The organism is Pseudoalteromonas sp. 0802, assembly GCF_013350085.1.
Lineage (GTDB): Bacteria > Pseudomonadota > Gammaproteobacteria > Enterobacterales > Alteromonadaceae > Pseudoalteromonas.
The window spans coordinates 1-25,998 of record NZ_JABVXE010000028.1 but is presented as its reverse complement, the minus strand read 5'-3'; the positions used below and the strand labels follow the sequence as shown (position 1 = coordinate 25,998).

General features: G+C 41.8%; 24 protein-coding genes and 1 pseudogene. 13 read left to right on the top strand and 12 right to left on the bottom strand.

The features are described 5' to 3' along the window. Positions 1–142: 142 nt before the first annotated feature. From HUS61_RS19950 to HUS61_RS19940, 3 genes and pseudogenes are all read left to right on the top strand, one after another. Positions 143–223: pseudogene (locus HUS61_RS19950) on the top strand (elongation factor Tu); the annotation flags it as partial. A gap of 529 nt (positions 224–752) precedes the next feature. After that, the gene (locus HUS61_RS19945) at positions 753–1,475 is read left to right on the top strand and encodes a hypothetical protein (protein WP_175083533.1); all 723 of its coding nucleotides are present in this window, start codon (positions 753–755) and stop codon (positions 1,473–1,475) included. A gap of 67 nt (positions 1,476–1,542) precedes the next feature. Further along, a complete protein-coding gene (locus HUS61_RS19940) occupies positions 1,543–1,857 on the top strand; it encodes a hypothetical protein (RefSeq protein ID WP_175078869.1) in 315 nt (104 codons plus the stop codon). Between the two features lie 60 nt (positions 1,858–1,917). Here HUS61_RS19940 and HUS61_RS19935 read toward each other — a convergent pair whose 3' ends face one another. Further along, positions 1,918–3,558 (bottom strand): endonuclease, encoded by a 1,641-nt coding sequence (locus HUS61_RS19935; RefSeq protein ID WP_175083532.1) that lies wholly within the window; start codon positions 3,556–3,558, stop codon positions 1,918–1,920. A gap of 347 nt (positions 3,559–3,905) precedes the next feature. Between HUS61_RS19935 and HUS61_RS19930 the strand changes: the two genes are divergently transcribed. The 5 genes from HUS61_RS19930 to HUS61_RS19910 all read left to right on the top strand — a co-directional run bounded on the left by HUS61_RS19930 (position 3,906) and on the right by HUS61_RS19910 (position 9,629). Next, complete coding sequence (locus tag HUS61_RS19930; protein WP_175083531.1) at positions 3,906–5,720, top strand: assimilatory sulfite reductase (NADPH) flavoprotein subunit; 1,815 nt, start codon at positions 3,906–3,908, stop codon at positions 5,718–5,720. A 48-nt stretch (positions 5,721–5,768) separates the two neighbouring features. Further along, positions 5,769–7,466 (top strand): assimilatory sulfite reductase (NADPH) hemoprotein subunit, encoded by a 1,698-nt coding sequence (gene cysI, locus HUS61_RS19925; protein WP_138625208.1) that lies wholly within the window; start codon positions 5,769–5,771, stop codon positions 7,464–7,466. A 38-nt stretch (positions 7,467–7,504) separates the two neighbouring features. Next, entirely contained in the window at positions 7,505–8,245 is a 741-nt protein-coding gene (locus HUS61_RS19920; RefSeq protein WP_062566680.1) for a phosphoadenylyl-sulfate reductase, read from the top strand. A gap of 100 nt (positions 8,246–8,345) precedes the next feature. Further along, complete coding sequence (locus tag HUS61_RS19915) at positions 8,346–9,074, top strand: ABC transporter substrate-binding protein (RefSeq protein ID WP_175083530.1); 729 nt, start codon at positions 8,346–8,348, stop codon at positions 9,072–9,074. 12 nt (positions 9,075–9,086) lie between these two features. Then, entirely contained in the window at positions 9,087–9,629 is a 543-nt protein-coding gene (locus tag HUS61_RS19910; protein ID WP_175083529.1) for a DUF4124 domain-containing protein, read from the top strand. Here the strand turns inward: HUS61_RS19910 and HUS61_RS19905 are convergent. The 5 genes from HUS61_RS19905 to HUS61_RS19885 all read right to left on the bottom strand — a co-directional run bounded on the left by HUS61_RS19905 (position 9,626) and on the right by HUS61_RS19885 (position 14,863). Further along, the gene (locus HUS61_RS19905) at positions 9,626–9,871 is read right to left on the bottom strand and encodes a hypothetical protein (RefSeq protein WP_058584005.1); all 246 of its coding nucleotides are present in this window, start codon (positions 9,869–9,871) and stop codon (positions 9,626–9,628) included. The two genes, HUS61_RS19910 and HUS61_RS19905, sit on opposite strands and share 4 nt — an antisense overlap. Positions 9,872–9,952: 81 nt before the next feature. Beyond that, positions 9,953–10,840: a DUF4097 family beta strand repeat-containing protein gene (locus HUS61_RS19900; protein ID WP_175083528.1), complete on the bottom strand. Its 888-nt coding sequence runs from the start codon at positions 10,838–10,840 to the stop codon at positions 9,953–9,955. A 187-nt stretch (positions 10,841–11,027) separates the two neighbouring features. Continuing rightward, positions 11,028–13,778, bottom strand: coding sequence for an aconitate hydratase AcnA (acnA, locus tag HUS61_RS19895; protein ID WP_175083527.1), 2,751 nt, complete (start codon positions 13,776–13,778; stop codon positions 11,028–11,030). 220 nt (positions 13,779–13,998) lie between these two features. Continuing rightward, positions 13,999–14,418, bottom strand: coding sequence for a hypothetical protein (locus HUS61_RS19890; RefSeq protein ID WP_054563443.1), 420 nt, complete (start codon positions 14,416–14,418; stop codon positions 13,999–14,001). A 70-nt stretch (positions 14,419–14,488) separates the two neighbouring features. After that, positions 14,489–14,863 (bottom strand): RNA-binding S4 domain-containing protein, encoded by a 375-nt coding sequence (locus HUS61_RS19885; RefSeq protein WP_054563502.1) that lies wholly within the window; start codon positions 14,861–14,863, stop codon positions 14,489–14,491. A 235-nt stretch (positions 14,864–15,098) separates the two neighbouring features. Here HUS61_RS19885 and HUS61_RS19880 point away from each other — a divergent pair, with 235 nt between their 5' ends. From HUS61_RS19880 to HUS61_RS19865, 4 genes are all read left to right on the top strand, one after another. Continuing rightward, positions 15,099–15,386: a hypothetical protein gene (locus HUS61_RS19880; RefSeq protein WP_062566674.1), complete on the top strand. Its 288-nt coding sequence runs from the start codon at positions 15,099–15,101 to the stop codon at positions 15,384–15,386. Positions 15,387–15,439: 53 nt separating this feature from the next. Then, on the top strand, positions 15,440–16,102 hold the full coding sequence (locus tag HUS61_RS19875; RefSeq protein WP_175083526.1) for a hypothetical protein: 663 nt from the start codon (positions 15,440–15,442) through the stop codon (positions 16,100–16,102). Positions 16,103–16,209: 107 nt separating this feature from the next. Beyond that, positions 16,210–16,524 carry a hypothetical protein gene (locus tag HUS61_RS19870; RefSeq protein ID WP_175083525.1) on the top strand — a complete coding sequence of 105 codons (315 nt, stop codon included), beginning with the start codon at positions 16,210–16,212 and terminating at the stop codon, positions 16,522–16,524. A gap of 1 nt (position 16,525) precedes the next feature. Further along, a complete protein-coding gene (locus HUS61_RS19865; RefSeq protein WP_175083524.1) occupies positions 16,526–16,927 on the top strand; it encodes a hypothetical protein in 402 nt (133 codons plus the stop codon). Positions 16,928–16,971: 44 nt separating this feature from the next. Here HUS61_RS19865 and HUS61_RS19860 read toward each other — a convergent pair whose 3' ends face one another. The 5 genes from HUS61_RS19860 to glnA all read right to left on the bottom strand — a co-directional run bounded on the left by HUS61_RS19860 (position 16,972) and on the right by glnA (position 22,072). Then, positions 16,972–17,430: a cyclic nucleotide-binding domain-containing protein gene (locus HUS61_RS19860; protein WP_175083523.1), complete on the bottom strand. Its 459-nt coding sequence runs from the start codon at positions 17,428–17,430 to the stop codon at positions 16,972–16,974. 25 nt (positions 17,431–17,455) lie between these two features. Then, a complete protein-coding gene (gene ntrC / locus HUS61_RS19855) occupies positions 17,456–18,841 on the bottom strand; it encodes a nitrogen regulation protein NR(I) (RefSeq protein WP_062566672.1) in 1,386 nt (461 codons plus the stop codon). Positions 18,842–18,859: 18 nt separating this feature from the next. Beyond that, positions 18,860–19,930 (bottom strand): nitrogen regulation protein NR(II), encoded by a 1,071-nt coding sequence (gene glnL, locus HUS61_RS19850; RefSeq protein ID WP_062566671.1) that lies wholly within the window; start codon positions 19,928–19,930, stop codon positions 18,860–18,862. 80 nt (positions 19,931–20,010) lie between these two features. After that, positions 20,011–20,532: a DUF4124 domain-containing protein gene (locus tag HUS61_RS19845; RefSeq protein ID WP_239963931.1), complete on the bottom strand. Its 522-nt coding sequence runs from the start codon at positions 20,530–20,532 to the stop codon at positions 20,011–20,013. A 133-nt stretch (positions 20,533–20,665) separates the two neighbouring features. Further along, a complete protein-coding gene (gene glnA / locus HUS61_RS19840; RefSeq protein WP_175078879.1) occupies positions 20,666–22,072 on the bottom strand; it encodes a glutamate--ammonia ligase in 1,407 nt (468 codons plus the stop codon). A 507-nt stretch (positions 22,073–22,579) separates the two neighbouring features. Here glnA and typA point away from each other — a divergent pair. Continuing rightward, a complete protein-coding gene (gene typA, locus HUS61_RS19835) occupies positions 22,580–24,403 on the top strand; it encodes a translational GTPase TypA (protein WP_063529660.1) in 1,824 nt (607 codons plus the stop codon). A gap of 232 nt (positions 24,404–24,635) precedes the next feature. Here the strand turns inward: typA and HUS61_RS19830 are convergent. Beyond that, a protein-coding gene (locus tag HUS61_RS19830) for an IS3 family transposase (RefSeq protein ID WP_175086984.1) occupies positions 24,636–25,807 on the bottom strand; the annotation gives its coding sequence in 2 pieces (ribosomal slippage) (positions 24,636–25,534 and positions 25,534–25,807; 1,173 coding nt in all). Positions 25,808–25,998: the final 191 nt, after the last annotated feature.

The following is a 25,998-nucleotide window of genomic DNA, read 5'->3' as shown; positions in this document are numbered from 1 at the left end:
GAGTAATCAACTATAGTAATGCATCAAGCATTAAGAAAAACCCGAGCTTAGTCTCGGGTTTTTTTATGGGTGAAAAAAGCTACCAGCTTTAAGTTTTAAGCAGTTTAGAGTGAAAGGCTAATCTGCCGCCTTCAAATTCCCAATGGACGAAGGTTTACGCTTCGCTATCCGTGAAGGTGGCCGTACAGTTGGTGCTGGTGTTGTTGCAACTATCGTTGAGTAATATCAACAGATAGAGCTTCACAGCTTATAAAAAGGTCGCCTAGGCGGCCTTTTTTAATGTCTGTAGAAAAGCTATCAGCTGTCAGCTTTCAGACGTCAGATTCGATCGGTGGGGTTGTTTAGTGTGGTGTCTCACTCAGCATTCGGCCTGTTCATTCTTCGGGTAGGTTAGTTTGAACGCAGCGAAACCCAACGTAAATAGAGCTATCAGCTTTCAGACGTCAGATCAGAAGAGTGGGGTTGGTTAGTGTGGTGTCTCACTCAGTATTTGCCCTGTTCACTCTTCGGGTAGGTTGGTTTGAGCGGAGCGAAACCCTACACAATCCATGTAAACCTTTTCTTTGGTAAACCCAAACCACATTAAAGCACTCCCAAGGTTATGCTTGACCTAGAACCAAGAGCCTTTACCCTCGCTAACTCGCTAACTCGCTAACTCGCTAACTCGCTAACTCGCTAACTCGCTAACTCGCAACTTTCCTATGAACTAATTCACTCATTTAGCACTCTTAAAAATAAAACGAGGCGCTAGGGTGTTAAAAGGGAATTACAAAGCATGGATCATCTCGATTGCGCTACATGCTGTGCTTTTATTGCTATTTACTCGATATGGAAAGTCTGTGAAACTCCCTGCAGTCGCTGAACCGCCAAAAGTAATCAACGCGTATGTGAGTGTTGATTTAACTTCGTTACCTAGCTTGCAGAAGATCCAAGAAAAACCTTCACCTGAGCAAACAGAAGGAATGCCTGATGAGGTTAATTCTTTGCCAAAAAACGAAAAAGCTTCGCAGAGTAGTTATGAGCAGATAAGTGATCCTAATACAGTTAATCCCACAAAAGATGAACCAAAAAAAGCTACCTCGGAGGTTGTAGGACCTAATCAGGCACTTGAGAATTCAAAAATAACCGAATTACCCTTTAAAAAGCTTAACCCGTATGCGCCAATCCCACAGCTTAATTTTGAAAATGGTTCTGCTAATGCGTCTTTGTTTGAGCAGGGTGAAGTGACGATTAGTAATAGCCCCGCAGGCAGGGTTACGGTGCCCGCACAATTAACCGTCTCTGATAAAGCAACTGTCGTTTGGCAAAATGGCGATGGCAGCAAGCGTATCGAGGTACTAAATGGCATGTGTTACGGCATAGATTTTAATTCGGTGTTTGGTAAATCTGGAGTGCCAAGCGGATCCCCAAGACCCTGTGAAGATAAAGAAGCAAAACTATTTAAAGATATAATGAATAAGTGGAGTAAAAAGTAATAACAAAACACTTTACCTCAACTTAACTTGAGCTTTTAAAGTAGCGTTTTTTGTAATGGATATCGCTATGAACTCACTAGAAAACTATTTATTAAGCCTACAAATCAATTGCTATCACACATCAGTGATACAGGTTTCTCAAGTACAAATGCGTATTTGGCAGTCATTACAAAATAGTTCTAGTTATGCAAATAGCGTAATCGAAGAATTTGAATTAAGCGGACAACCTCTTAGTTATCAACATGCCGCCCTATTTACGCTGGTTTTACAGCAGCTCGGTTATAAAATAAAGCCAACAGCAGAAAATACTTTGTCGGTAAGGCATAACCATTTGTTGCATGACATTCGTCTTGTCGAGCAGTTAAACCCTAATGAGGCTTAAGTCATGCTTTACCGTATAAAAAGGCACTTAGCCGAAACTAAGTGCCTTGGCTTAACGAAGTTACCAAATCATTTCTACAAATTCTGGGTGATCCACAAATGGGTTGCGGTTACCTTGATGTTCATAAGCAGCTTGGTTACGGTCAAGCTCTAATTGGCTCACTGGATCCTCGTTATGCCACTTTAATAACATAGTAACGACCCAGCTCTCAAAGACCTGATCAGATGAACCATTCAGTACAGCGTTACTGTAAGTTGTGTTGTTTTGCCATGAGCCAATCACGTTTTCATAGCGTGTTGCCATATAGAAATAGGCTCTTGCAAAGTCACCTTTAAATTCATCAATAGGTTCAAAAACCGTTCCTGAGTAATTTAATGAGCTAGCAGCGCTGCCTAATTTGCTGCCGTTACTAGAGGTATAGCTTGCACTAGCTACTTCACCAAATGGGTAGTTACTGCGTTTTGAATTGACATAACCATCAGTGGCAAAAATGTGATGTACGTCTGAATTCATTGGCTCAACTGTTCCACCAAACCAACTTTTTGGGAAAGAATGCTCACGGTTGTAGCAATCTGCTTCGCTGTTGTATGTACCACATTGGTCGCTCACAGCAACATAGTTGTAGCTGTCTTGGCCTGCAGGGTTTTCTGAATAACGGTCTAAAATAGAGTTGTCGTTTTCAAAATACTTATCGCGTGAAGCAACATCATAAAAACTCCAAATAGCTGAATAGCCCTGCGAGTTGTGACCTTTGATAATGTTGTATAGTTCTGTTTTCAGTGCATAACCACTAAGGCCTTGGGTTGTTACATAGTACCCCGTTGGCTCTGTTGGGGTTGTACCACCGCCGTTACCGCCACCTGAGCTATCACCTAAACTAAACGACGTAGCGTCTGAGCTTTGGAAGCTTGCACCACTGGCAAGTACTGTTTGACCGAATGAAAGGCTATAGCTACCGTTACCGTAAGAGCAGCATATGCCATCACCATAGCTATCAAAAATAGTAAAGGTATAGTCACCATCAGTTAAGCATGCTTGCTCACTGTATTGAGTATTTGCTGCATAGCTGCCGCCTGATGCTACTGCACTACCTTGGCTATTGGTGATTTGCCAACTGGTTTCTTCCCCATAATTATCGGTAGTGAGGGTCAAAGATACTTGGTTATCGGCGCAGCTGCCCGTAGGTGGTGGGGTTGAGCCTGTGTTTGGTGTAAAGTTATCTACATAAACGACTTCGCTGCCATCAAAACCAGTTACATCGTAAAAGCGCAGGCCAACATTAATTGATGTGGTCGCAGAGGCTGTGTACTGATAACTGATTTGTTGCCATTGATTCGTTAATGCTGAGTTAGAATAGCCTTGATAGCCATCAACTACTAAGCGAGCTTTTACGCCACCTTCTGTATGGTAAACCCAAGCAGAAAACTCATAATTTTCACCCGCCACTACCTCTACTAATTGTTGTAAATCGGTATTACTTTGCGTGCCAGTATTAACCACGACTTGTGCTGAGTAATTACCTGAGTAAACCACATTAGTATTAGCGCTAAGACTAATACCGCTATCAATAGTGCTCCAGCTTGCAGGGGTATTTGCTGACCAGCTTTCGAAGCTGGCGTTATTAACATTTGCCAATGCTGAACTTGCTAAACAAAGTAAGCTACTGGCTAGCATATATTTTTTACATGTCCCGTGTGACATTGTATTTTCCTTTTTATATTTTAATAGTTTTTGCTGTTCTCAAAATGAACACAGCGAGTATAGGCTAATTGGCTTATGTTGCAATAATGTTAATTAATAAAAGTTTCTTATTTGGGGATTTTTGCTTTTAACATGTTTTTTTTGGATAAATACTAAATTAATAACTAAATGGAATATCAAAGCAGATTCTATTCTTTTTTAATCGCCTCAGACCTCGTTATTCTTCACGCTCAGATAAACCTTTAAAGCATTTCTATTGAGTCTTTAAAGTCGAAAAAATTGTTCGCGAAATGACAGTAGCAAGTTCGTTTCGCAGTTAACTTTTCAGGGTTACGAGGAATAAATTCATGTTGTTAAGTCAACTAAATGCAGCGGCGAGCCCGCTATCGCAAGAGCAAGTACAGAAGCTGCAAGGCTTAGTGGCTGAACTTAATCCAATTCAGCAAGCGTGGGTAAGTGGTTACTTAGCTGCGAATGCCAACGCAGGTGCATTAACCGGTGGTGTTGCTGCCACTCCAGCTGCAGGTGATGCACCGCCGCTAACTATTTTATACGGCTCGCAAACGGGTAACGCAAAAGGCGTGGCGAGCAAGTTAAAAGAGCAGGCAGAGTCGCGCGGTCTAACTGTTAAGCTAGTAAACATGGCTGACTACAAACCAACAGCCCTGAAAAAAGAAAAGTTTATCACGGTTGTTGTTTCAACCTACGGTGAGGGTGAGCCACCAGAAGACGCTGAAAGCCTTCATGAATTCTTAACAACTAAAAAAGCACCTAAACTAGATGGTGTTAAAGTGGCTGTGATTGGCTTAGGTGATTCAAGCTACGAGTTCTTCTGCCAAACAGCAAAAGATTTTGAAGAGCGTTTTAACAAGCTTGGCGCAGAAACTATTTTCCAGCGTGCTGACCTAGATGTAGATTACGATGATGAAGCAGCTAAGTGGATTGATGGTGCACTTGATGCGTTTGAGCCTGATCTTAAAGCGCAGCAACAAGCAAGTGGTGGTCAAGTTGTGGCTATGCCATTTGGTGCAGCGGCACCAGCAGCAAGCCAATACACCAAGCAAAACCCATTTGCTGCAGAACTAAGTGTTGTGCAAAAAATTACCGGTCGTGACTCAACTAAAGATGTGCGTCATGTTGAAATCTCATTAGAAGGTTCAGACATTACCTATACACCTGGTGATTCGCTAGGCGTTTACTTCTTAAATGACGAAGCGCTTGTTGATGAAGTACTTACCCTTACACAAGTCGATGCATCTAGCACGGTTAAACTTGGCGACGAAGAGCTAACTATTCGTGATGCATTAATCGAAAAATTAGAATTAACTCAGTCATACCCAGGTTTTGTTGAAAAATACGCAACAGCAACTGGCAGCCCTGATTTATTAAAGTTAGTTGAAGATAAAGCGGCAATGCGTGAGTACATCGAACCTCGCCAAATCTTCGATATTATTCGTCAAAACCCAGCTCAGCTTGAAGCACAAACCTTAGTAGACTGCTTACGTAAACTACAAGCACGTTTATATTCGATCGCATCTAGCCAAGCAGAAGTTGAAGAAGAAGTTCACTTAACTGTGGGTCTGGTTGAGTTTGATGCATTTGGTAGCGAGCACTTAGGTGGTTGTTCTGGTTATTTAGCACGTCGTGCTGAAGAAGGCTGCAAAGTAAAAGTATTTAGCGAGCATAACGATAATTTCCGTTTACCGGCTAATGATGAAACGCCAATTATCATGGTAGGTCCGGGTACGGGTATTGCCCCATTCCGTGCGTTTTTACAAGAGCGTGATGCTCGTGAAGCAAGTGGTAAAAACTGGTTATTCTTTGGTAACCCACACTTTACTCAAGACTTTTTATACCAAGTAGAAATTCAAGGTTACTTGAAGTCAGGCTTACTGACTAAAGTGGATGTGGCGTTTAGCCGTGACCAAGCGGAAAAAGTATATGTTCAAGACAAACTTCGCAAAAACAGCCAAGAAGTATTTGCTTGGTTAGAAGCGGGTGCTCATTTCTATATCTGTGGTGATGCAAACCGTATGGCGAAAGATGTTCATCAGGCGCTTGTAGACATTATCAAAGAAAATAGCGGCAAAGATGATGAACAAGCTGAGCAATATTTAAAAGATTTACGTAGCGCAAATCGCTATCAGAAAGACGTGTACTAATCACGTTTAAAGCTAACAGCCGTCACTGTAACAAATTTAGGAAATACCATGAGCGAACAAGACAAAAACGTAAAGCTTTCTGATAACGAGCGTTTGAAAAGAGAAAGTAACTTTTTACGTGGCACCATTGAGCAAGATTTAAAAGACGAGATAACCGGTGGTTTCACTGCTGATAACTTCCAACTGATCCGTTTCCACGGCATGTACCAGCAAGATGACCGTGATATTCGCCCTGAGCGCGCTAAACAAAAATTAGAGCCGTTACATAATGTTATGTTACGTGCTCGTATGCCTGGCGGTATCATCAAGCCAGAGCAATGGTTAGCGATTGATAAGTTTGCTGAAGAGAAAACCAGCTATGGCAGTATTCGTTTAACCACGCGTCAAACGTTCCAGTTCCATGGTGTGCTTAAGCCAAACATTAAAGGCATGCATCAAATGCTTAATAGCGTGGGTATTGACTCAATTGCAACGGCGGGCGACGTAAACCGAAACGTATTATGTACAACGAACCCAGTTGAATCTGAGCTTCACCAAGAAGCGTACGAGTGGGCAGCGAAGATCTCTGAGCACCTATTACCAAAAACTAAAGCATACGCTGAAATTTGGTTAGATGGTGAAAAGAGTGAAACCACAGAAGAGCCAATTTTAGGTTCAACTTACTTACCACGTAAGTTTAAAACCACAGTAACAATTCCACCGAACAATGAGGTGGATGTGCATGCGAACGACTTAAACTTTGTGGCAATTGCAGAAAACGGCAAGTTAGTTGGTTTTAACGTGTTAGTGGGTGGTGGTCTTGCGATGACTCACGGTGATACAGCAACGTATCCTCGTAAAGCAGATGACTTTGGTTTTATTCCACTTGAGCACACGTTAAAAATTGCTGAGCACGTGGTGTCTGTACAACGTGATTGGGGTAACCGCTCAAATCGTAAAAATGCAAAAACTAAATACACACTTGACCGTGTAGGTTCTGATGTATTTAAAGCAGAAGTTGAAAAACGTGCCGGTGTTCAATTTGAGCAAAGCCGCCCGTATGAGTTCACTCACCGTGGTGACCGTATCGGTTGGGTTGAAGGTATTGATGGTAAGCACCACTTAACGCTGTTTATCCAAAGTGGTCGTATTTTAGATTACCCAAATCAACCTCTTAAAACAGGCTGCCGTAAAATTGCTGAAATTCACCAAGGTGATTTCCGCATGACTGCAAACCAAAACTTGATCATTGCAGGTGTTCCGGCTGATCAAAAAGCGGTAATCGAGGAGATTGCTCGCAACCATGGCCTGATTGATGACAGCCATACAGAGCAGCGTAAAAACTCAATGGCGTGTGTGGCATTACCAACGTGTCCGTTAGCGATGGCTGAAGCTGAGCGTTATTTACCAAGCTTAATTGAGAAAACTGAAGCGTTATTAGCTAAGCACGGCATCAGCGATGACAACATCATTATGCGTGTTGTGGGTTGTCCGAATGGCTGTGGCCGCGCCATGTTGGCAGAAGCGGGTCTGGTTGGTAAAGGTCCGGGTAAATACAACGTGTACTTAGGCGGTAACCGTGAAGGCACGCGTATTCCAAAACTGTATTTAGAAAATGTTGGCGAAGACGTATACCTAGACGCATTCGATAAGCTAATTGGCCAATGGGCAAGTGAGCGTAATGAAGGCGAGTGTTTTGGTGATTTTGTAATTCGCAAAGGCATTGTTGCTGAAGTTAAAGTTTCAGTAACTGATTTTCACGCATAATTTTATAAGCGACACCGCTTTAAGGTTTGGAATTAACCATGAGTGAATTTAAAAACATCTTAACGATGAGCAAAGAAGACCAAACAGCCATGCTGGCTGATATAAATGGCCTTCTGGCTGATAAAAGCGCAGAAGAGCGTGTTGCATGGGCACTTGAAAACTTACCAAGCACACACTTTTTGTCGTCGAGCTTTGGCATTCAAGCGGCGGTGATGTTGCACTTAGTAACATCGCAGCAGCCAGATATTCCTGTGGTACTGACTGACACTGGTTATTTGTTCCCTGAAACCTATCAGTTCATCGAGCAAATGACGGAGCGACTATCGCTTAATCTTAAAGTTTATAAAGCTGAGCTTAGCCCTGCGTGGCAAGAAGCGAAGTTTGGTAAGCTTTGGGAGCAAGGTGAAGAAGGCATTAAGCAGTACAATCAACTGAATAAAGTTGAGCCAATGACTCGTGCCTTAAACGAGCTGGGTGCAGGTACTTGGTTTAGTGGCTTGCGTCGCGATCAGTCATCTAGCCGAGCTGATAAGCAAATTGTTGAAATCAGCCGAGGGACTGTGAAAGTGTATCCGCTTATTGAGTGGAACAACCGTGACATCTATCAGTATCTAACTAAGCATGATTTGCCGTATCACCCACTTTGGGAGCAAGGTTATGTGTCGATGGGCGATGTTCATACAACCCGTAAACTTGAACCGGGCATGACAGAAGAAGAGACACGTTTCTTTGGTTTAAACCGTGAATGTGGCTTACATATCGATGGTGATGGTATCTAATCCTAAATTCCTATCAGAATTTTCGTAAAGCGCAACCTAGGTTGCGCTTTTTTTGTGTTATTTATATACAATCCCTGGCTCAATTTTATGAGAGAAAATTATGAGTCGTGTTGTTGCTTTTTTATTGTTGCTATTTATTGCGCCTTTAGTGCGAGCAGAAACTTTGCAAGTAGCGTTGTATGACACAGATTACCCCCCTTATCACTTTGCTGACAGTGGTCATAAAGGGCTTGTTGATGAGTTATTAATTCGTTTTGCTGAGAAATATAATCATGATATTCAATACATGCTGGTACCAGAAGTGCGTTCACAGCATTTACTTGATGAAGGCAAGGTTGATGTGCGCTTAGAGTCTGAGCAATGGTATCGCGGAAATAAGCAATACTATTGGAGTGATAGTATCGCTGTTGTAGAAGATATTTTAGTGATGCCGAGTGGTTGTCATATTCCAGCAATTGATGAGCTCGGCGGTTATGTGTTAATGGCCCGCTTTGGTTATACCTACCCGCAATTTGAAGCATTGTTTGCTGCTGGCAAGTTGCACCGTGAAGACTTTTACTCTGAAATAGATATGCTGAAGGCTTTAGTTGATATGCAGCAAAATCAACGTGTTGCTGTTATCGCAAAAAACACACTGCAGTGGTATGCCTCAAAAAATAATGCTTTTAAAAAATTCACGGTGAGTGATTACAGTGTTGGTAAGGCGTCGATGCAATTACAGTTTGCTTACAATGAAAAGGGTAAGCGTATCAGCGAGCAATTTAACGAATTTATGAAAAATCTTAAATCATCCGGTGAATTTGCTAAGATTGAGAGTAACTACCAATAATCGGTAAATCGAATGATTAAGCGTTTTTGTTATCTTGCGGTTATGTTGCTACTGACCAGTGTTGCCCTGCTGTTTTATATTAAAAAGCCAGACGGTAAACCTTACCTAGAGCTGAGCATGTTCGAGCGTTACTCAGACAAAGTAAGTGGTGATGTGAGTGATTTTGCTTCGCAAAGTACCGATACACTTACCAGCCAAGCAAAAAAGCTCACTGAGAAGTTGAGCTTGAGCAAAGACGCAAACTCATCTGTCGTCGTGTATAAATGGCAAGATGAACATGGTCAGTGGCACTATGCTGATACCCCTCACCCTAATTACGTAAGTACTGCGGTAAGTTTAGATCCTAACGACATAACAGTGTTACCCGCAGAGACATTTCAAGCTGATGAAGAGCAACCAGCAACCGTTAAAGCTAACGAAGCACTTTCAGCGCTTGGCGTATACGACCCTAAAAATGTACAAAAGATGATGCAAGACGCTGAGCAAGTAAAACAGCTTATGGAGCAACGTAACAAGCAACTTGAACAGCAGCTCAAGGAGCAAGGTGGAAATTAGCTCTGTTTGTTATGTGCTTTTAGATCGCTTTCCATTTTCATAAGTAAAATAGTGAGATAAATTTTAGTGGGCAAAGAGAATAGCACACCAACAGCAATACACGCTGCGCTGATCATAATGCCATGTATACCCATGCTATCACTTAAGTAATTACCAGCTAATAAAGAATGCCCCAATATAATTAGGCAAATACCTAAAATAATAAAGGTTTTTAAGATTCGAATGATAGTTTGTTCGGTCATACAAGCACCTCACTTTAGCCTTAATTAAAGTGTAGGTGCTGTTGTCATTAATAGGATTGTTCTAAATCAAGCAATTGTCGGTTATTTGTCCAATTTTACTGGGCCGTTGATGTTATCGATACTTAAATCACCGGAACCCGCTTCGATAATTGTGAGGCCGAGTGTGTCATCAACATAAATGCTGCCAGAGCCATCGGTAATGGTAACCAGCCCTTTGATTTGTCTTACATCTATATCACCAGAGCCATCTTCAATAGTAAGCGCACCAGCCAATGTATTAACGCTGATAATACCTGATTCATCAATAATACGTGCAGGGCCTTGGCTGTTTTCGATGCGGATATCACCAGAGTCATCTTCAATATCAATACGCCCTTGGCCTTGGTCTATCATAATTGAGCCAGAATCGTCTTCAATGCTGATATTGCCGCTGACATTGCTAATGCGAATATCCCCCGAGTCATCATCAATATTAATAGTGCGCCCCCCTTCGATCACAATTGATCCTGAATCATCATCAATGCTGATATCGTTTTGCATTGCACGTATCACGATATCACCTGAGTCATCATCGATATCCAAGTTAAGGGTACTAGGCACAGAGACGATTAAATCAATATGAGGTGATGAGCCACTGTAAAACGATAAGCTACCATTATTGAGCTTACTGATAAGCTCTGCGGTGTCGCCGTGCTTTTCGAGGGTTAGTGTATAAGTTTCATCGCCTTTAGCCGCATAGATATTAGCATTCACTGTGATAGCCGTGGCGTTGCTGTCGCCTTTGATGATCAGTGAACCGGCTTCGGCATCAATTTTTAATTCGTTGATATTTGCAGCCGACACGCTTAAGTCTTGTTGTTTTTGTTCTGCGATTTGACCCGGAGAGACATGAATAACACAGCCTGTTAATAATAAACTTGATGAGATGGCCGTTGCGCAAATGGCGCGTTTGAATGATGCAATAGTCATATGGATTCCAAAATTATTATGGTTGTTATCTGGTTAGCAGTTGCAAACTATGGTCCAATTTTAACATGCTGATTTTTATGTGCTTTTCATTTTTTGTAAATAAGTGTGTTGCTCTAAACTGTAATTTGTTAGTTTTTTAAACAAAAAAGGGGCTGAAAATTCAGCCCCTTAGTTAACTTAAAAGCAATTACTGCTCAGCCAGCATATTACGCAGTACATACTGTAAAATACCGCCATGTTTGTAGTAATCCCACTCTTTAGGGGTATCTATACGCACATCAACACTAAAGCTAATTTGTTTGCCTTCACTGTTAGTGGCAATCACACTGACTTCATTGGTTTTGTCGTATAAGCCTTCAAAGTCGAATGATTCTTGGCCGGTTAGACCCAGTGACTCATAGCTTTCACCTTCTTTAAATTGTAGGGGTAAAACACCCATACCAATCAGGTTTGAACGGTGAATACGCTCATAGCTTTGTGCAATAACGGCTTTAACACCAAGTAAAAGTGAACCTTTAGCAGCCCAGTCGCGTGATGAGCCCGTGCCATATTCCGCACCCGCTAAAATAATCAGTGGCGTGCCATCTTGCTGATATTGCATCGCAGCATCATAAATGCTGGCAAGCTCATCGCTTGGCTGCATACGGGTCACACCGCCTTCGGTACCCGGTGCTAATAGATTACGTAAACGCACATTAGCAAAAGTACCACGCATCATCACTTCGTGGTTACCACGGCGCGAACCATACGAGTTAAATTGTGCTTTTTGCACGCCGTGCTCTTGCAAGTAAAGACCTGCTGGGGCATCTGCTTTAATTGCACCTGCTGGCGAGATGTGGTCAGTGGTTACTGAGTCACCTAATTTTGCTAAACAGCGCGCACCACTAATGCTCGGAATACCAGGAGGCTCAATCTCCATACCATCAAAGAATGGTGCTTTTTTGATGTAGGTTGACGCATCATCCCAATCATAAAGTTTGCCATCAGGAATTTGAATTTTCTGCCAACGATCATCACCTTGATACACATTGCCATAGCTTGATGCGAACATTTCTTTGGTTACAGTTTCGCGGACGAGCTCGTTTACTTCACTAACACTTGGCCAGATATTTTTTAGATAAATGTCATTACCATTAGGGTCTTGCGCAAGCGGCTCATTGTAAACGTCGATATCTGTACGACCCGCAATTGCGTATGCAACCACAAGGGGTGGTGACGCTAAGAAGTTCATTTTCACATCTTGGTGAATACGCCCTTCAAAGTTACGGTTACCCGATAAAATAGAGCTTACAACCAGTTTATGCTTTTGAATTGCATCGGTGATTTCATCAGCTAGTGGGCCTGAGTTACCGATACAGGTTGTACAACCATAACCGACAAGGTTAAAGCCTAATGAATCTAAATCATCCATTAAGTCGGCTTTTTTCAAGTAATCAGTCACCACTTGTGAGCCTGGAGCAAGTGAGGTTTTAACCCATGGTTTAACCTTTAAGCCCAGTTGCTTAGCTTTTTTAGCCACCAGACCAGCAGCTAAAATAACACTTGGGTTTGAAGTGTTTGTACAACTTGTAATTGCAGCAATGACACAAGCACCATCATTAAGCTCAAACTCTTCGCCTTTAAAGTTAACCTTAGCTGCGCCCATAAACTGAGCTTCGTTCACTGGCTCATCAGGGTTAGTTGTTGGGCCTTCATCTTCAATGCGCGCCTCTTGAACATCGCTTTTATCGCGATGTTGCATACGCTCTTCTTGAAAGCCTTTTAAGTGCTCACCAATAATGCTACCTGCTTTATCAAGGGCAATTCTATCTTGCGGGCGCTTAGGTCCAGCAAGGCTTGGCACAACATCATCAAGTGATAACTCTAGTGTATCGGTATAATGAGCTTCATCGCCAGGGTTACGCCATAAGCCTTGGTGCTTTGCATAGTCCTCGATGAGTTTAAGTTGCTTGTCATCGCGGTTTGTTAAGCGTAGGTAGTTAATGGTTTCATCATCAATTGGGAAAATACCGCAGGTTGCACCATACTCAGGCGCCATGTTTGCAATAGTTGCACGGTCTGCAAGCGGTAAATCAGCAAGACCATCACCATAAAACTCAACAAATTTACCCACTACGCCATGGTTACGCAGCATTTCTGTTACGGTTAGTACAAGGTCGGTTGCAGTTGTGCCTTCTGGCAGGCGACCATTGAGCTTAAAGCCAACGACCTGTGGAATGAGTAAACTGATCGGTTGACCAAGCATTGCGGCTTCGGCTTCAATACCACCCACACCCCAGCCTAATACCCCAAGACCATTGATCATGGTGGTGTGCGAATCGGTTCCGACTAGGGTATCTGGGTAGGCGAGTGATTTACCATTTTTACTATCGTTAAATACCACGCGGGCTAAATATTCTAAGTTAACTTGGTGTACGATGCCAGTTGCTGGTGGCACGACTTTCAAGTTATCGAAGGCAGTTTGCCCCCAGCGTAAAAATTCGTAACGCTCTTTGTTGCGCTCATATTCAAGTTTCGCATTTAAGTCGAATGAGCCATCTTCACCGTAGCCGTCAACTTGCACTGAGTGGTCAATAACAAGCTCAGCAGGCGACAGCGGGTTAATTTTCGCAGGGTCGCCGCCAAGTTTTTCCATGGCATCACGCATCGCGGCTAAATCTACAATGGCGGGTACGCCGGTAAAGTCTTGCATGACAACGCGAGCAGGCGTAAATGCGACTTCTGCTGATGGTTTAGCTTGAGGGTCCCAGTTTAATAAGGCATCGATATCTTGCTTTTTAATATTAACGCCATCTTCATTGCGTAACAGGTTTTCAAGTAAGATTTTTAGAGAGAATGGCAGACGTTTTGCTTTGTCACCTAAACCTTGTAAAGAGTGAATATGGTATTGCTCACCATTAATCGTAAGCTGTTTTTGGGTATCAAAACTGTTATTCATTATTTGCCCCTGTGGTTTGAGCAAGCAATTTGGCTTGCTTTGTTGTTTCCTTTTCGAAATAGACACAGTGTTATTGCAAACTTAATACCAGCTGAGAAATTCATCTAGCTGATGAAAAAATATGCTACCTAATATAGTTGCTGCTGATGTGATTTATTTCAAGGGAAGGAGGCAGATAAAAAGGGTAGTCACTTTAAACTACCCTCAGAAATAAGTGTTTTTAGTTAAGCCAGTTTTGTTGCTTACCTTTATGACTAATAAACAGTAATAGTAAACCAATAACGATAACACACAATGGCATTGCTAATGCGCTAGTACCAAACATAGCAAGGCTATCTATCACCACAAAATTATAATATTGCTGGACTAATACGGCGATAAACGAGATTAAAAATAACTCGCGCGCAAGGGCTTTTTTTGCCAGTAATAAGATGCTCGCGAAGCTTGCTGCAAACACGGCTATCGCAAAGGCAGCCGTTGACCAGAGCGGTATGTCGCGGTATGCGGCTTGTTGTGCTTCGGGGAGTTGGTTAATCATTTCGGGTGTGATCAACAGTTGCATTACGAACGCAATGACACCTAAAAGATTCCATACAAGGGCTGCCCAAGCAAGTGGCTTGAGCCAAGCTGGAGGGTTCATAAATCACCTTTTATTGTTGTTATAATCGCATTCAATTAAAGGTGATTTATGCTAACTAAGCAAGCTCTAGTTAACCAAACGAGATAGGGCGGCGACCGGTTTTTTCGTCTACTTTTGGCTTTTTAGTACGTTTACGCTTTGATTTTTTTGGCGCTTCTTCAGCGCTTTGTGGTTGTGCTTTTTGTACAGGTTCCGGTGGGCGAGGATTTGGTGTTGCATCTTCGCTTAGTGTCAGTTGGAACAACTCACCATCGAATGCCAATACGTCACCACTGTATAATTTTTTCCGTTTTATTGTACAAATTTCATAGTTAACCCCAACATAACCTTCACCAATTAAGGCTTTTGCTTGGCCGCCTGTTTCGACTAGGTCGAGCACTTTTAGCAAGTTGCATAACTCTATTGGCTCTTCTTCTAGTTCAATTTCGATGAAATCTTCGTTCATGTTGGTCTCTCTTAATTCAATCGCAGCCATTATAAAGCCTAGCACTCAAATGAACCAAGATTAAATTTTTAAGCTCTTCAAGCGGTTAAAATTTACAGCAATAAATAATCTGACATTTTTATAAACAGTAAAAAAACTGCAGTATTTACTGGGTACACTGCGCGCGTTTGGAATTGGTGTACAAATTGCTAAATGCATGTCCGTTTCATTTTTTATTCGTTCAGGAGAAGTTGTAATGGGCGTAAGATCAGCGCTAAGAAAAGAGTTAATGGGTTTGCAAGATTCGTCATTGCTTGCTGCAGATGATGTGCGAGCTTTGTTAACGCAAACAATTAAGTCTCAGCCTGAAAAATCAGAACAAGGTTTTGCGTTAATTTCGCGCTTTAATGATAACCATAGCCAGTTAAGTTCAGGTGAAACAAATAAAGAAAAGCTGCTTCAGCATCAAACTCACCGTTTATTTAAAGATATTCTATATACCCGTCAAAGTGTTAATAGTTGGCTAAAAAAACATCTTAATTGATTTATTGTTTTTCTCACTTTAGACTACATGTGTAATCTAAAGTGAGAAAGAACATGAAAAGGATAATTTCAGCAGCCATACTTTTAATTTTGGCAGGTTGTCAGCAAGCTACAGTCTACGTATACACAGAAAACCTTGAACAGTCGCAGTTGCAATCATTAGAGCAAGCATTAAATAAACAAAGCTTACCCTATGAATACACTCAGCTCCCAGTGCCAAGAGAGTTTACTGATGCAACCTTAATGCTATCGAGCGATAAAATTCTTACTCATGAAGCCGAGCAACTAGCTGAAATTATGCAGGGATTAGGTTATCAAGCTGAAATTAAGTACACCACAGATGCCAATCACTTTTACAATCATGGCAATATTGGCTTTTACTTAAGAGCTAAAAATACCACCACCAGTTTTACTATGCCGGCTCGTGTACTCACCACTGGGTGCGTTGAAGACAAGTATAATGATCTTGCAGTTACATTTAATGATAAGCAGGCGCACTTTACCCTTACAAGTGGTAGAAAAGTCTCCCTAAATTGGGATTATTTATATGGCTACCTAGTCATTTATTATAAAAATTATTCGCAAACATACAGTCATTTAACGCCAGAAGTGAGCACTCCTTTTGGTATGAAACCATCAGATACTTACCGTTACACGGCACGTGTTAATAGCCCAAGTTGGTTAAATTGCTCATTGCAAATTGTGTATATGGACTAGGTTAGAGTACTTTAATCCGTATAAATAAAAGGAATATTTCATTATTGAAGCATGAAATTTTTCTTGTTAGGGTACAAATGAAATTAATCGACAGGAAAGTCTAAATAATGAAGGGTTCTTTAAGGAATGCAGGGCTATTAGGGAAAGTCTATTCAGCTGGTGATTTTCTTTATAAAGAGTTTTTTAAGAAGAAGGAGGATGCTGAGGAGCAATATAAGAATCTCCAACCTCTACTGAAGATTACGTTTGGTCAATCAGGTAGAGATTCAAAGGAATTCATAGGTCTGTTGCAAGCTCTGCTCTCATTGACTCCAATCGGTGCAAAACGGAGAAACTTCAAACGCCGTTATATTGATGATAAAGATGGATGGCGAAAGTTACCTTTGGAACCAGCTGAAATTCCTTATGGGCATTGGTGGTGAAATGAAAGAGCGTAGACTAAAGTGGCAAGTGCTTTTCGTAGTAATGTGTGTTTTTGTGTCTTTTTCTATCTATGATGCATTTACAATTGATGAATCAATTGCCCCTACTCATCCTTTACTTGTTAGCATTCTACTTCTATGCGCTGATGTATTAATTCTTATTGGGGCTTATAGCTATGCTTTTCGAAAGGAGCTTATAAATTCGAAGGCGTTTTGGATTTTTACTATCACGTTTTATGTATTTATTTATATAGTTGCACTAGGGTATGAGTTTATAAATAACCGTGATGGCTATGAAATCTACGATATGTTCCAAATTTCTATTATTTATTTATTATTTGCTGTTTGTGTTTTAACTCCTACTGTGAGGTATATTTCTGATTTAACTCTCAGAAAAAAATAAATGGAAGTTAGCTACTTTAACTCTCAGAAAAAATTAAATGGAAGTTAGCTACGCGACTCAAGGTAAGTGCTTAACTTAGTAATGCGTTCACTCATGCCTTCGATGATGCGATCTTTAATTTTCTCGCGGATCACATTGGGTAAGCGGGTAAGTGCTTCAGGGGTGATAGCTAACAAAATGGTATCAACTTTTGCGCGTGCACTGGTACTGTGCTCGCGGCTATTGATAAAAGCACCTTCACCGATAAATTCGCCGGGCTCAATGGTACCAAGTTCGAGTAAATGACTTTGTTTGAATACCATCAGTGAGCCGCTTAGCACGATATAAAGCCGTTTATCAGTATCGTATTGTTTGAAAACAGCGCGGCCTTGTTTGACCAAATATAAATGACTGAATGACTCTAATAACACTTGTCGTTCACTGAGAGTAAACTCTCTAAAGAACGACAATCTGTTAATAATTTCCATTTGTTTAATTAGTGGAATGTGCTCGATTAACTTCATTGACTCACATAGGTATAGCGCGAAATTAGCTAATATTGCGCTCTTTTAGCTTGCGGGTCAATGTATTGCGGCCCCAACCAATCTTCACTGCGGCTTCTTGCTTGTGGCCAGCACAGTTGGCAAGGGCGGTTTTAATCAAACGAGTTTCGAGTTGTGCTTGAATGGCAGGCCAAATATTTTCTTTGCCTTGTTTAAGTTCAAGGTTAAGCCATTGTTGAAATGCATCCAGCCAATCACCTTCTTGCTCAGTCGGTGCAACAGCAACAATCTCTGGTGGTAAATCTTGCTCGCTGATCAGCTCACCCGGTGCCATAACCGTTAACCAGCGGCAAGTATTCTCTAATTGGCGCACGTTACCTGGCCAATTGAATAAGCGCAGTTGCTCAGTAGCTTTAGGGCTTAAAATTTTGCTTTCAACCTGCAGCTCTTTGGCACTTTTATGTAAAAAGTGTTGTGCTAGTCGTTCAATATCTTCAGTACGCTCACGTAGCGCGGGTAAGCGTAAACGCACCACGTTTAAGCGATGGAATAAGTCGTCACGAAACTTACCTTGTTTTACCAAGTCTTCGAGGTTTTGGTGTGTTGCAGCAATAATACGTACATCAACTTTAATGCTTTGATGGCCACCAACACGGTAAAACTCACCATCGGCTAACACGCGTAATAAACGCGTTTGTACATCGAGCGGCATATCACCTATTTCATCTAAAAATAAGGTGCCGCCATTCGCTTGTTCAAAACGGCCTTTACGAATACTGTCGGCTCCAGTGAACGCGCCTTTTTCGTGACCGAATAACTCTGACTCGACCAATTCTTTTGGAATGGCAGCCATATTCAAAGCTATAAATTGGTTTTCTTTACGAGGGCTGTGGTTATGCAGGGCACTTGCAACTAGCTCTTTACCTGTCCCTGACTCACCATTAATCAGCACGCTCATACTTGATGCTGATAATTTACCAATTGCCCTGAACACCTCTTGCATAGCAGGCGCTTCGCCTATGATATGCGCATTGGTTTGTGGTGCTTGCTTACGTTTAGTTTTTTTCGTTGAATTAGCACGGCATGCGCTTTCAACCAGCGCGACAGCTTCATCTAAATCGAACGGTTTAGCGAGATACTCAAATGCCCCTTTTTGGAAGGCATTCACCGCCGAGTCTAAGTCTGAGTGAGCGGTCATGATGATCACTGGCAGGCCAGGGTTTTGCTCAGCAATAGTCTCAAGTAACGCCATGCCGTCCATACCCGGCATTCGTACATCAGATACTAATACCGTTGGCTGGCTAAACTTTAATGCATTAAGCACATCTTGTGCGTTCGCATAGCTTTCAGTTTCAAATCCTGCACGTGCCAACGCTTTCTCTAGTACAAAGCGAATTGAGGCATCATCATCAACTAACCAGACTGTTTTCATGACTACTCCAAAAAACCATTAATCCGTAAAAGGCAAATAGATATTAAATTCTGTATGGCCTGGCCAACTGTCACAATCAATGTGGCCGTCATGTTGGTCAACCAAGGTTTGCGCTATCGATAAACCAAGCCCTGATCCATTTTCTTTGTTGGTGATCATTGGGTAGAACAAGGTTTCACGTAAGCTCTTGTCTATACCTGGGCCGTTATCCGAAATTTGGATCAGCAAGGTTTTTTTCGGCGCCTTACCTGGGCGCCTGTGTTGATGATTGATGCGGGTTTTTATTCTTATCTCGCCACCATCAACCAGTGCCTGTTGTGCATTACGAATAATGTTCAGTACCACTTGTTGAATTTTACTTTGGTCAATGTACACACTCGGTATACTTGGATCATAGTCTTTCACTAAAGTGATATTGGCATTGTTATCTAACATGCTCAGTTTAATCACTGACTCTAACGCTTGGTGAATGTTGCCATAGGATTTATGTGGCAATTGATTCGGACCAAGTAAGCGGTCTACAAGCTCGCGTAAACGGTCTGCTTGTTCAATGATTAATTCGGCACATTGATCACGTTCTTGCTGATCAACCTCATACTGCAATAATTGCGCCGCTCCGCGAATTCCACCTAAAGGATTTTTAATTTCGTGTGCCAAACCACGAATTAGGTTACGTGCTGCTTGATATTGATGCATTTGATTCGAAGCTTGATCGTGGCGAATTTCATCATCCATTTGGCGGCATTCAAACAAAATATAATTTTCATCATGGCTGCTTATTCGGCGCGTGCTAATGGTCAGTTTGGCATGGCGTGAATCGACGAAAACCACGTCAGCTCTATGCTGGTGGCAATCAACACCATCGAACAACGAATACTGAGCAATGCGTTTTAAGTCTATCGAGTGGTAATTGAATAGGTTATCGAACGGTTGGTTGATAATTCGCTTGGGCCCTAAACCTAAAAGCTCACTGGCGCTATCGTTTGCATAAACCAGTTTAAAATCTCGGTCGAGTAAAATGACAGCAGTACTTAAATTTTTCCAAATACTGTCGAGCAGTTCAGAGTTAAAATGTGTTTCACTGAGCATGGTTGCACCATTTTAGTGCGTTTCAATTTAGTGCAGCTTAGCATACTCTTTTTACTTTGCGAGAAGTCATGTCAAAAACCTTAGTTTCCGCCATAAATTGAGGTTCTGTGCATGAAAAAGGTGCTGACTGGGCTAACCGAAACGAGTTTATTATTAGCATCATAAAGTTTAGCTTGTAATGTGTGTTCTCCACGCTCGACCTCTCTTAGTGCAAAGGTCGTGCTATTACTTGGTGCACCATGGGCAGAACCATCAAATAAAAGTTGTACTTTAAATCCGTTTTCAAAGCGTGGGCTAATTCGAGCAGTGACATACACTGAACCGGTATTTTCTCGCACGGTCGCTTCATTAGCAGGAGAAGCAATACTGACTTTAAATTTGACAGGTGTCGCACTTGGTGCGCTATCAAGTATGCTGGTGTCGGTAGCTGGCATGGTCAGGTTTTGGGTATTCATCTTTACTTCGGTAGCGCCAGGGCGCGGTGTATCAGAAAATACTAAAACGCCGTTTTTATCTTTCCAAGAATACACTTTCTGCGCTGCGCTATAGCCAAAAAAGCTTATAAAAATCAGCGATAGTACCAATAAAGTTGTGCTTTTCACCCTGCAACCCTGCATTTTTTAATCTAAATAAAACTGTAGAGTAGAACCCGCTCAATTACCATTAAAAAAGCCCGCAGAGCGGGCTTGAGAACACACATTTATTATCTTTCAGATAATTCTGGTACAGCGTGTGTTACACGCTGTAGTACATTTCGAACTCAACTGGGTGAGTTGTCATGTTAAGTTTTTCAACTTCTTGACCTTTAAGCGCGATGTATGCATCGATTAGGTCATCAGTGAATACGCCACCTTGCGTTAAGAACTCACGGTCAGCATCTAGTGATGCAAGTGCTTCTTGTAAAGAAGATGCAACTTGTGGGATCTCAGCTGCTTCTTCAGCAGGTAGATCGTATAAGTCTTTGTCCATTGCATCGCCAGGGTGGATCTTGTTTTTGATACCGTCTAGGCCAGCCATAAGCATTGCAGAGAATGCTAAGTATGGGTTAGCTGTTGGATCAGGGAAACGTACTTCGATACGACGTGCTTTTGCAGAAGGTACCACTGGGATACGGATTGAAGCAGAACGGTTACGTGCAGAGTATGCAAGCATTACTGGCGCCTCGAAACCTGGTACTAGACGCTTGTATGAGTTAGTTGACGCGTTAGCGAATGCGTTGATTGCTTTAGCGTGCTTGATGATACCACCGATGTAGTAAAGTGCTTCTTCAGATAGACCTGCATATTTGTCACCAGCGAAGATGTTTACGCCATCTTTACCTAGAGATTGGTGACAGTGCATACCAGAACCGTTATCACCTACGATTGGCTTAGGCATGAATGTCGCTGTTTTTCCGTAAAGGTGAGCCATGTTATGGATAACATATTTCATCTCTTGGATTTCGTCAGCTTTTAATACCATTGTATTGAAGCGAGTTGCGATCTCATTTTGACCTGCAGTTGCTACTTCGTGGTGGTGAGCTTCTACTACTTGACCTAGTTCTTCAAGAACTAAGCAAGTCGCTGAACGCCAGTCATGTGATGAATCAACAGGTGAACACGGGAAGTAACCGCCTTTAACACCTGGACGGTGACCCATGTTGCCACCTTCGTAATCTTTGTCTGAGTTCCAAGCAGCTTCTACAGAATCGATTTTGTACATAGAACCAGACATGTCTGATTTGTATTTAACGTCATCAAAAAGGAAGAACTCTGGCTCTGGACCGAATAATACAGTGTCAGCAATACCAGTAGAGCGCATGTACTCTTCAGCGCGTTTTGCAACAGAACGTGGATCACGCTCATAACCTTGAAGTGTTGAAGGCTCAACTACGTCACAACGTACGATTAGTGTAGCTTCTTCAGAAAATGGGTCCATTTTCGCAGACTCAGGAACAGGCATAAGTACCATGTCTGATTCGTTGATACCTTTCCAGCCAGCAATTGAAGAACCGTCAAACATTTTGCCGTCTTCGAAGAAATCTTCATCAATTTGATGATGAGGAATAGAAACATGCTGTTCTTTACCTTTGGTATCAGTAAAGCGTAAATCAATGAACTTAACGTCATTTTCTTTGATAAAATCTAAAACCGATTGTGACATGTGTCCTCCAATTGTTGGGTTTTATTTTTGCTGCATTATTGCTTTTCGCTTATATAAGCTGGTTTCGTGCCATGTTTTTAACACCTTGTTTAGACTTGCAAAAAACAAACAAGGCTTTGTTTTGTTAACTTCTATTGCACTAAGTTGGTGCGTAAAAGGATCATTCTGGTGCGTAAAAAGTGCGACCTTATTTTGCACAATTATTGAGCGTGCCAATTTTTCTGTTATGAACACGATTTAGTGCCAAAATATGGTTCAAAAACTAAAATTTCGCCAGTTTTGAGCTCAGATTCACTTTAATTTTCATAAATTTGTCATTTATAAAACAGATACTTATAGAAAGCCTGAAGAAAGTTTATAAATTTATATTGGATAAACTTTCATCCATGCCATTATTAAGGGATAATATGCGCCCTTTTAAATCCTATGCTGGGACATCTGGTGAAAACGCAGGTGAGTGCGTAGATCTTGCAGGATCAATGAGATTCAATTTCTCTGAGAAAAAATATGAGCATCGAAAAGTTAAGAAATATAGCGATTATCGCCCACGTTGACCACGGTAAAACAACTTTGGTTGATAAACTGCTTGAGCAATCAGGCACATTAGAAACGCGCGGCGGTAACGAAGAGCGCGTAATGGACTCAAACGACATTGAGAAAGAGCGTGGTATTACCATTTTAGCTAAGAACACAGCTATCTCTTGGAACGACTACCATATCAATATCGTAGACACCCCAGGACACGCCGACTTCGGTGGTGAAGTAGAACGCGTACTTTCGATGGCTGACTCAGTATTACTACTTGTTGATGCTCAAGAAGGTCCAATGCCGCAAACGCGTTTCGTAACGCAAAAAGCATTCGCACAAGGTTTAACGCCGATTGTTGTAATCAACAAAATCGACAAGCCTGGTGCACGTCCTGACTGGGTTATGGACCAAGTTTTCGATTTATTCGATAACCTAGGTGCAACTGACGAACAGTTAGACTTTAAAGTAATCTATGCATCAGCTATCAACGGCTGGGCAACAATGGATTTAGACGAGCCATCAGATAACATGGAACCAATGTTCCAGATGATCGTTGACGAAGTATCTCCACCGGATGCAGATCCTGAAGGTGCTTTCCAAATGCAAATTTCTCAGCTTGACTACAACTCATACATCGGTGTTATCGGTGTAGGTCGTATCAAGCGTGGTACTGTTCGCCCTAACCAACAAGTAACAATTGTTAGTGCAGATGGTACTAAGCGTAACGGTAAAGTTGGCCAAGTAATGAGCTACTTAGGTCTTGAGCGTCATGAAGCAGAATCAGCAGGCGCTGGCGATATTATTGCTATCACAGGTCTTGGTGAGCTGAAAATCTCAGACACTATCTGTGATGTAAATACCGTTGAAGCATTACCACCGCTAAGTGTTGATGAGCCTACAGTAACAATGACGTTCTCTGTAAATACATCACCATTTGCTGGTAAAGAAGGTAAATTCGTAACTTCACGTAACATCCTTGAGCGTTTACAAGCTGAGCTTGTTCACAACGTTGCATTACGTGTTGAAGAAACTGACAACCCAGATAGCTTCCGTGTTTCTGGTCGTGGTGAGTTACACTTAGGTATCTTAATCGAGAACATGCGTCGTGAAGGTTACGAGCTCGCTGTATCTCGTCCACAAGTAATCCTTCGTGAAGTTGATGGTCAAAAAGAAGAGCCATACGAAACACTTACAATCGACTGTCAAGAAGAGCACCAAGGTTCTATCATGGAACAAATTGGTCTTCGTAAGGGTGAACTAACAGACATGTCTCCAGATGGTAAAGGCCGTGTACGTATGGACTTTATGATCCCAAGCCGTGGCTTAATTGGTTTCCAAACTGAATTCATGACATTAACGTCTGGTTCTGGTCTTCTTTACCACACATTCGATCACTACGGTCCACATAAAGGCGGTACTATCGGTGCTCGTAAGAATGGTGTAATGATTGCTAACGCAACAGGTAAAGCACTTACTAACGCATTATTCAACTTACAAGACCGTGGTAAGTTATTCATCGGTCACGGTGTTGAAGTTTACGAAGGTATGGTTATCGGTATCCACAGCCGTGACAATGACCTAACAGTAAACGCGCTTAAAGGTAAGCAACTTACAAACGTTCGTGCATCTGGTACAGATGAAGCACAAACGCTTGTTCCACCACTAAACTACACGCTTGAACAAGCGATTGAGTTCATCGATGATGACGAGTTAGTGGAAGTGACACCTGAAAACATCCGTATCCGTAAGCGTCACTTAACTGAAAGTGAGCGTAAGCGTGCGAGCCGTCAAGCTAAAGACTAATAAGGTCTTTTAGTTTCACAAAATTAAAACCGCCGTATTGAAAAATACGGCGGTTTTTTGTTGTAATGATTAGCCGTTAGCCGTTAGCCGTTAGCCGTTAGCCGTTAGCCGTTAGCCGTTAGCCGTTAGCCGTTAGCCGTTAGCCGTAAAAAAAATCGAGAAGTTAGATTTCAGAAGTCAGATATCAGTTGATCGAGAGGGTGATCTGACCCCGATAAAGTAGACACGGGGTTTAATTAACTTGTTCGTATTGCATGGGACTTTTATACCCTAGGGTGCCATGCCTTCTTACTGAGTTGTAGTATTTTTCAATATAAAAATACGTTTGTGTTGTCATTTCACTACGACTCAGTTCGTTTAAATTCTTTATCCACTCCTTTTTATACTGCGCGAAGAAGCTTTCAGAGCATGCGTTATCCCAGCAGTTACCTTTTCTAGACATACTCACTGTGACACCTCTATTAGTTAACCACTTCACAGTTTCCTTTGCGACATACTGAGCTCCTTGGTCTGAATGAAAGAGCAAATTCGAACCATCAGGTTGGCGTGCTGACCATGCTTTTCTCAGTGTTTTAATAACTAACTCGGCGTTGTTTATCCGGCTTGTTACCCAGCCAACAACCTTACGAGAGTACAAGTCAAGGATGACGCATAAATACTGCCAACCATCTTTACAGCGTACTTGTGTGATATCTGATACCCACACGGTATTTACTGTATCAACATTAAACTGGCGCCGTAATAAATTACTCGCTTTGATTGTACCTTCTTTCTTCGAGCGGCTTGTATAGCGTCTTTTACCTGACTTTGAACGATAGCCAACGCTTTGTAACAACCTCTGCACACGTCCTTTACTACAATCAAAGCCATGTGCTACCGCTGCTTCCCAAAGCTTTCTATAGCCCGGGATACAGTGCTCCTGGTCGCTAATATGCTTTAGAAACTTCAGTAACGAACTGTTCTCTTTCTGGCGTGTGCTAGGTAATTGCTTTAACCATTTATAATACCCAGCCGGCGACACAGATAACCAACTGCACAACTTTTTCACTGTGCGTTTGGCGTCTGTGACCTTGTGGATATATTCGAACCTTATTCTTTTAGGCTGTCGAAGTAGACTTTCGCCTTTTTTAAAACGTCATTCTCCAGCTGAGCATCTTCGAGTTGCTTCTCAAGCTTGCGAATTTGGGGCTCTAAATCTGTGTATGATTTGTCTGGGCCTTGGTTCTTTAATGGCTTTGCTGTTTTCTTTTTCGAGGTCATGTGACTTCTCCAACTTGATAGCATGTCAGGATGAATTCCGTATTTATTCGCGACCATCTTAACGGTATCTGTGGTGTCTAACGACTCTTGAACGACTTTTATTTTAAATTCGAGCGAATGTTTACGATATGGTTTTACTTTCATGATTACTGACTCCAAAAAGGTGTCTACTTTTATGGAGTCAGATCAAGGGTGGTTTTATTTTTTATGTAATTAAACAAACAATCTTGTTGTTGAGGAAATGTATTTTACTTTGTTCTAACCACTAACCACTAACCACTAACCACTAACCACTAACCACTAACCACTAACCACTAACCACTAACCACTAACCA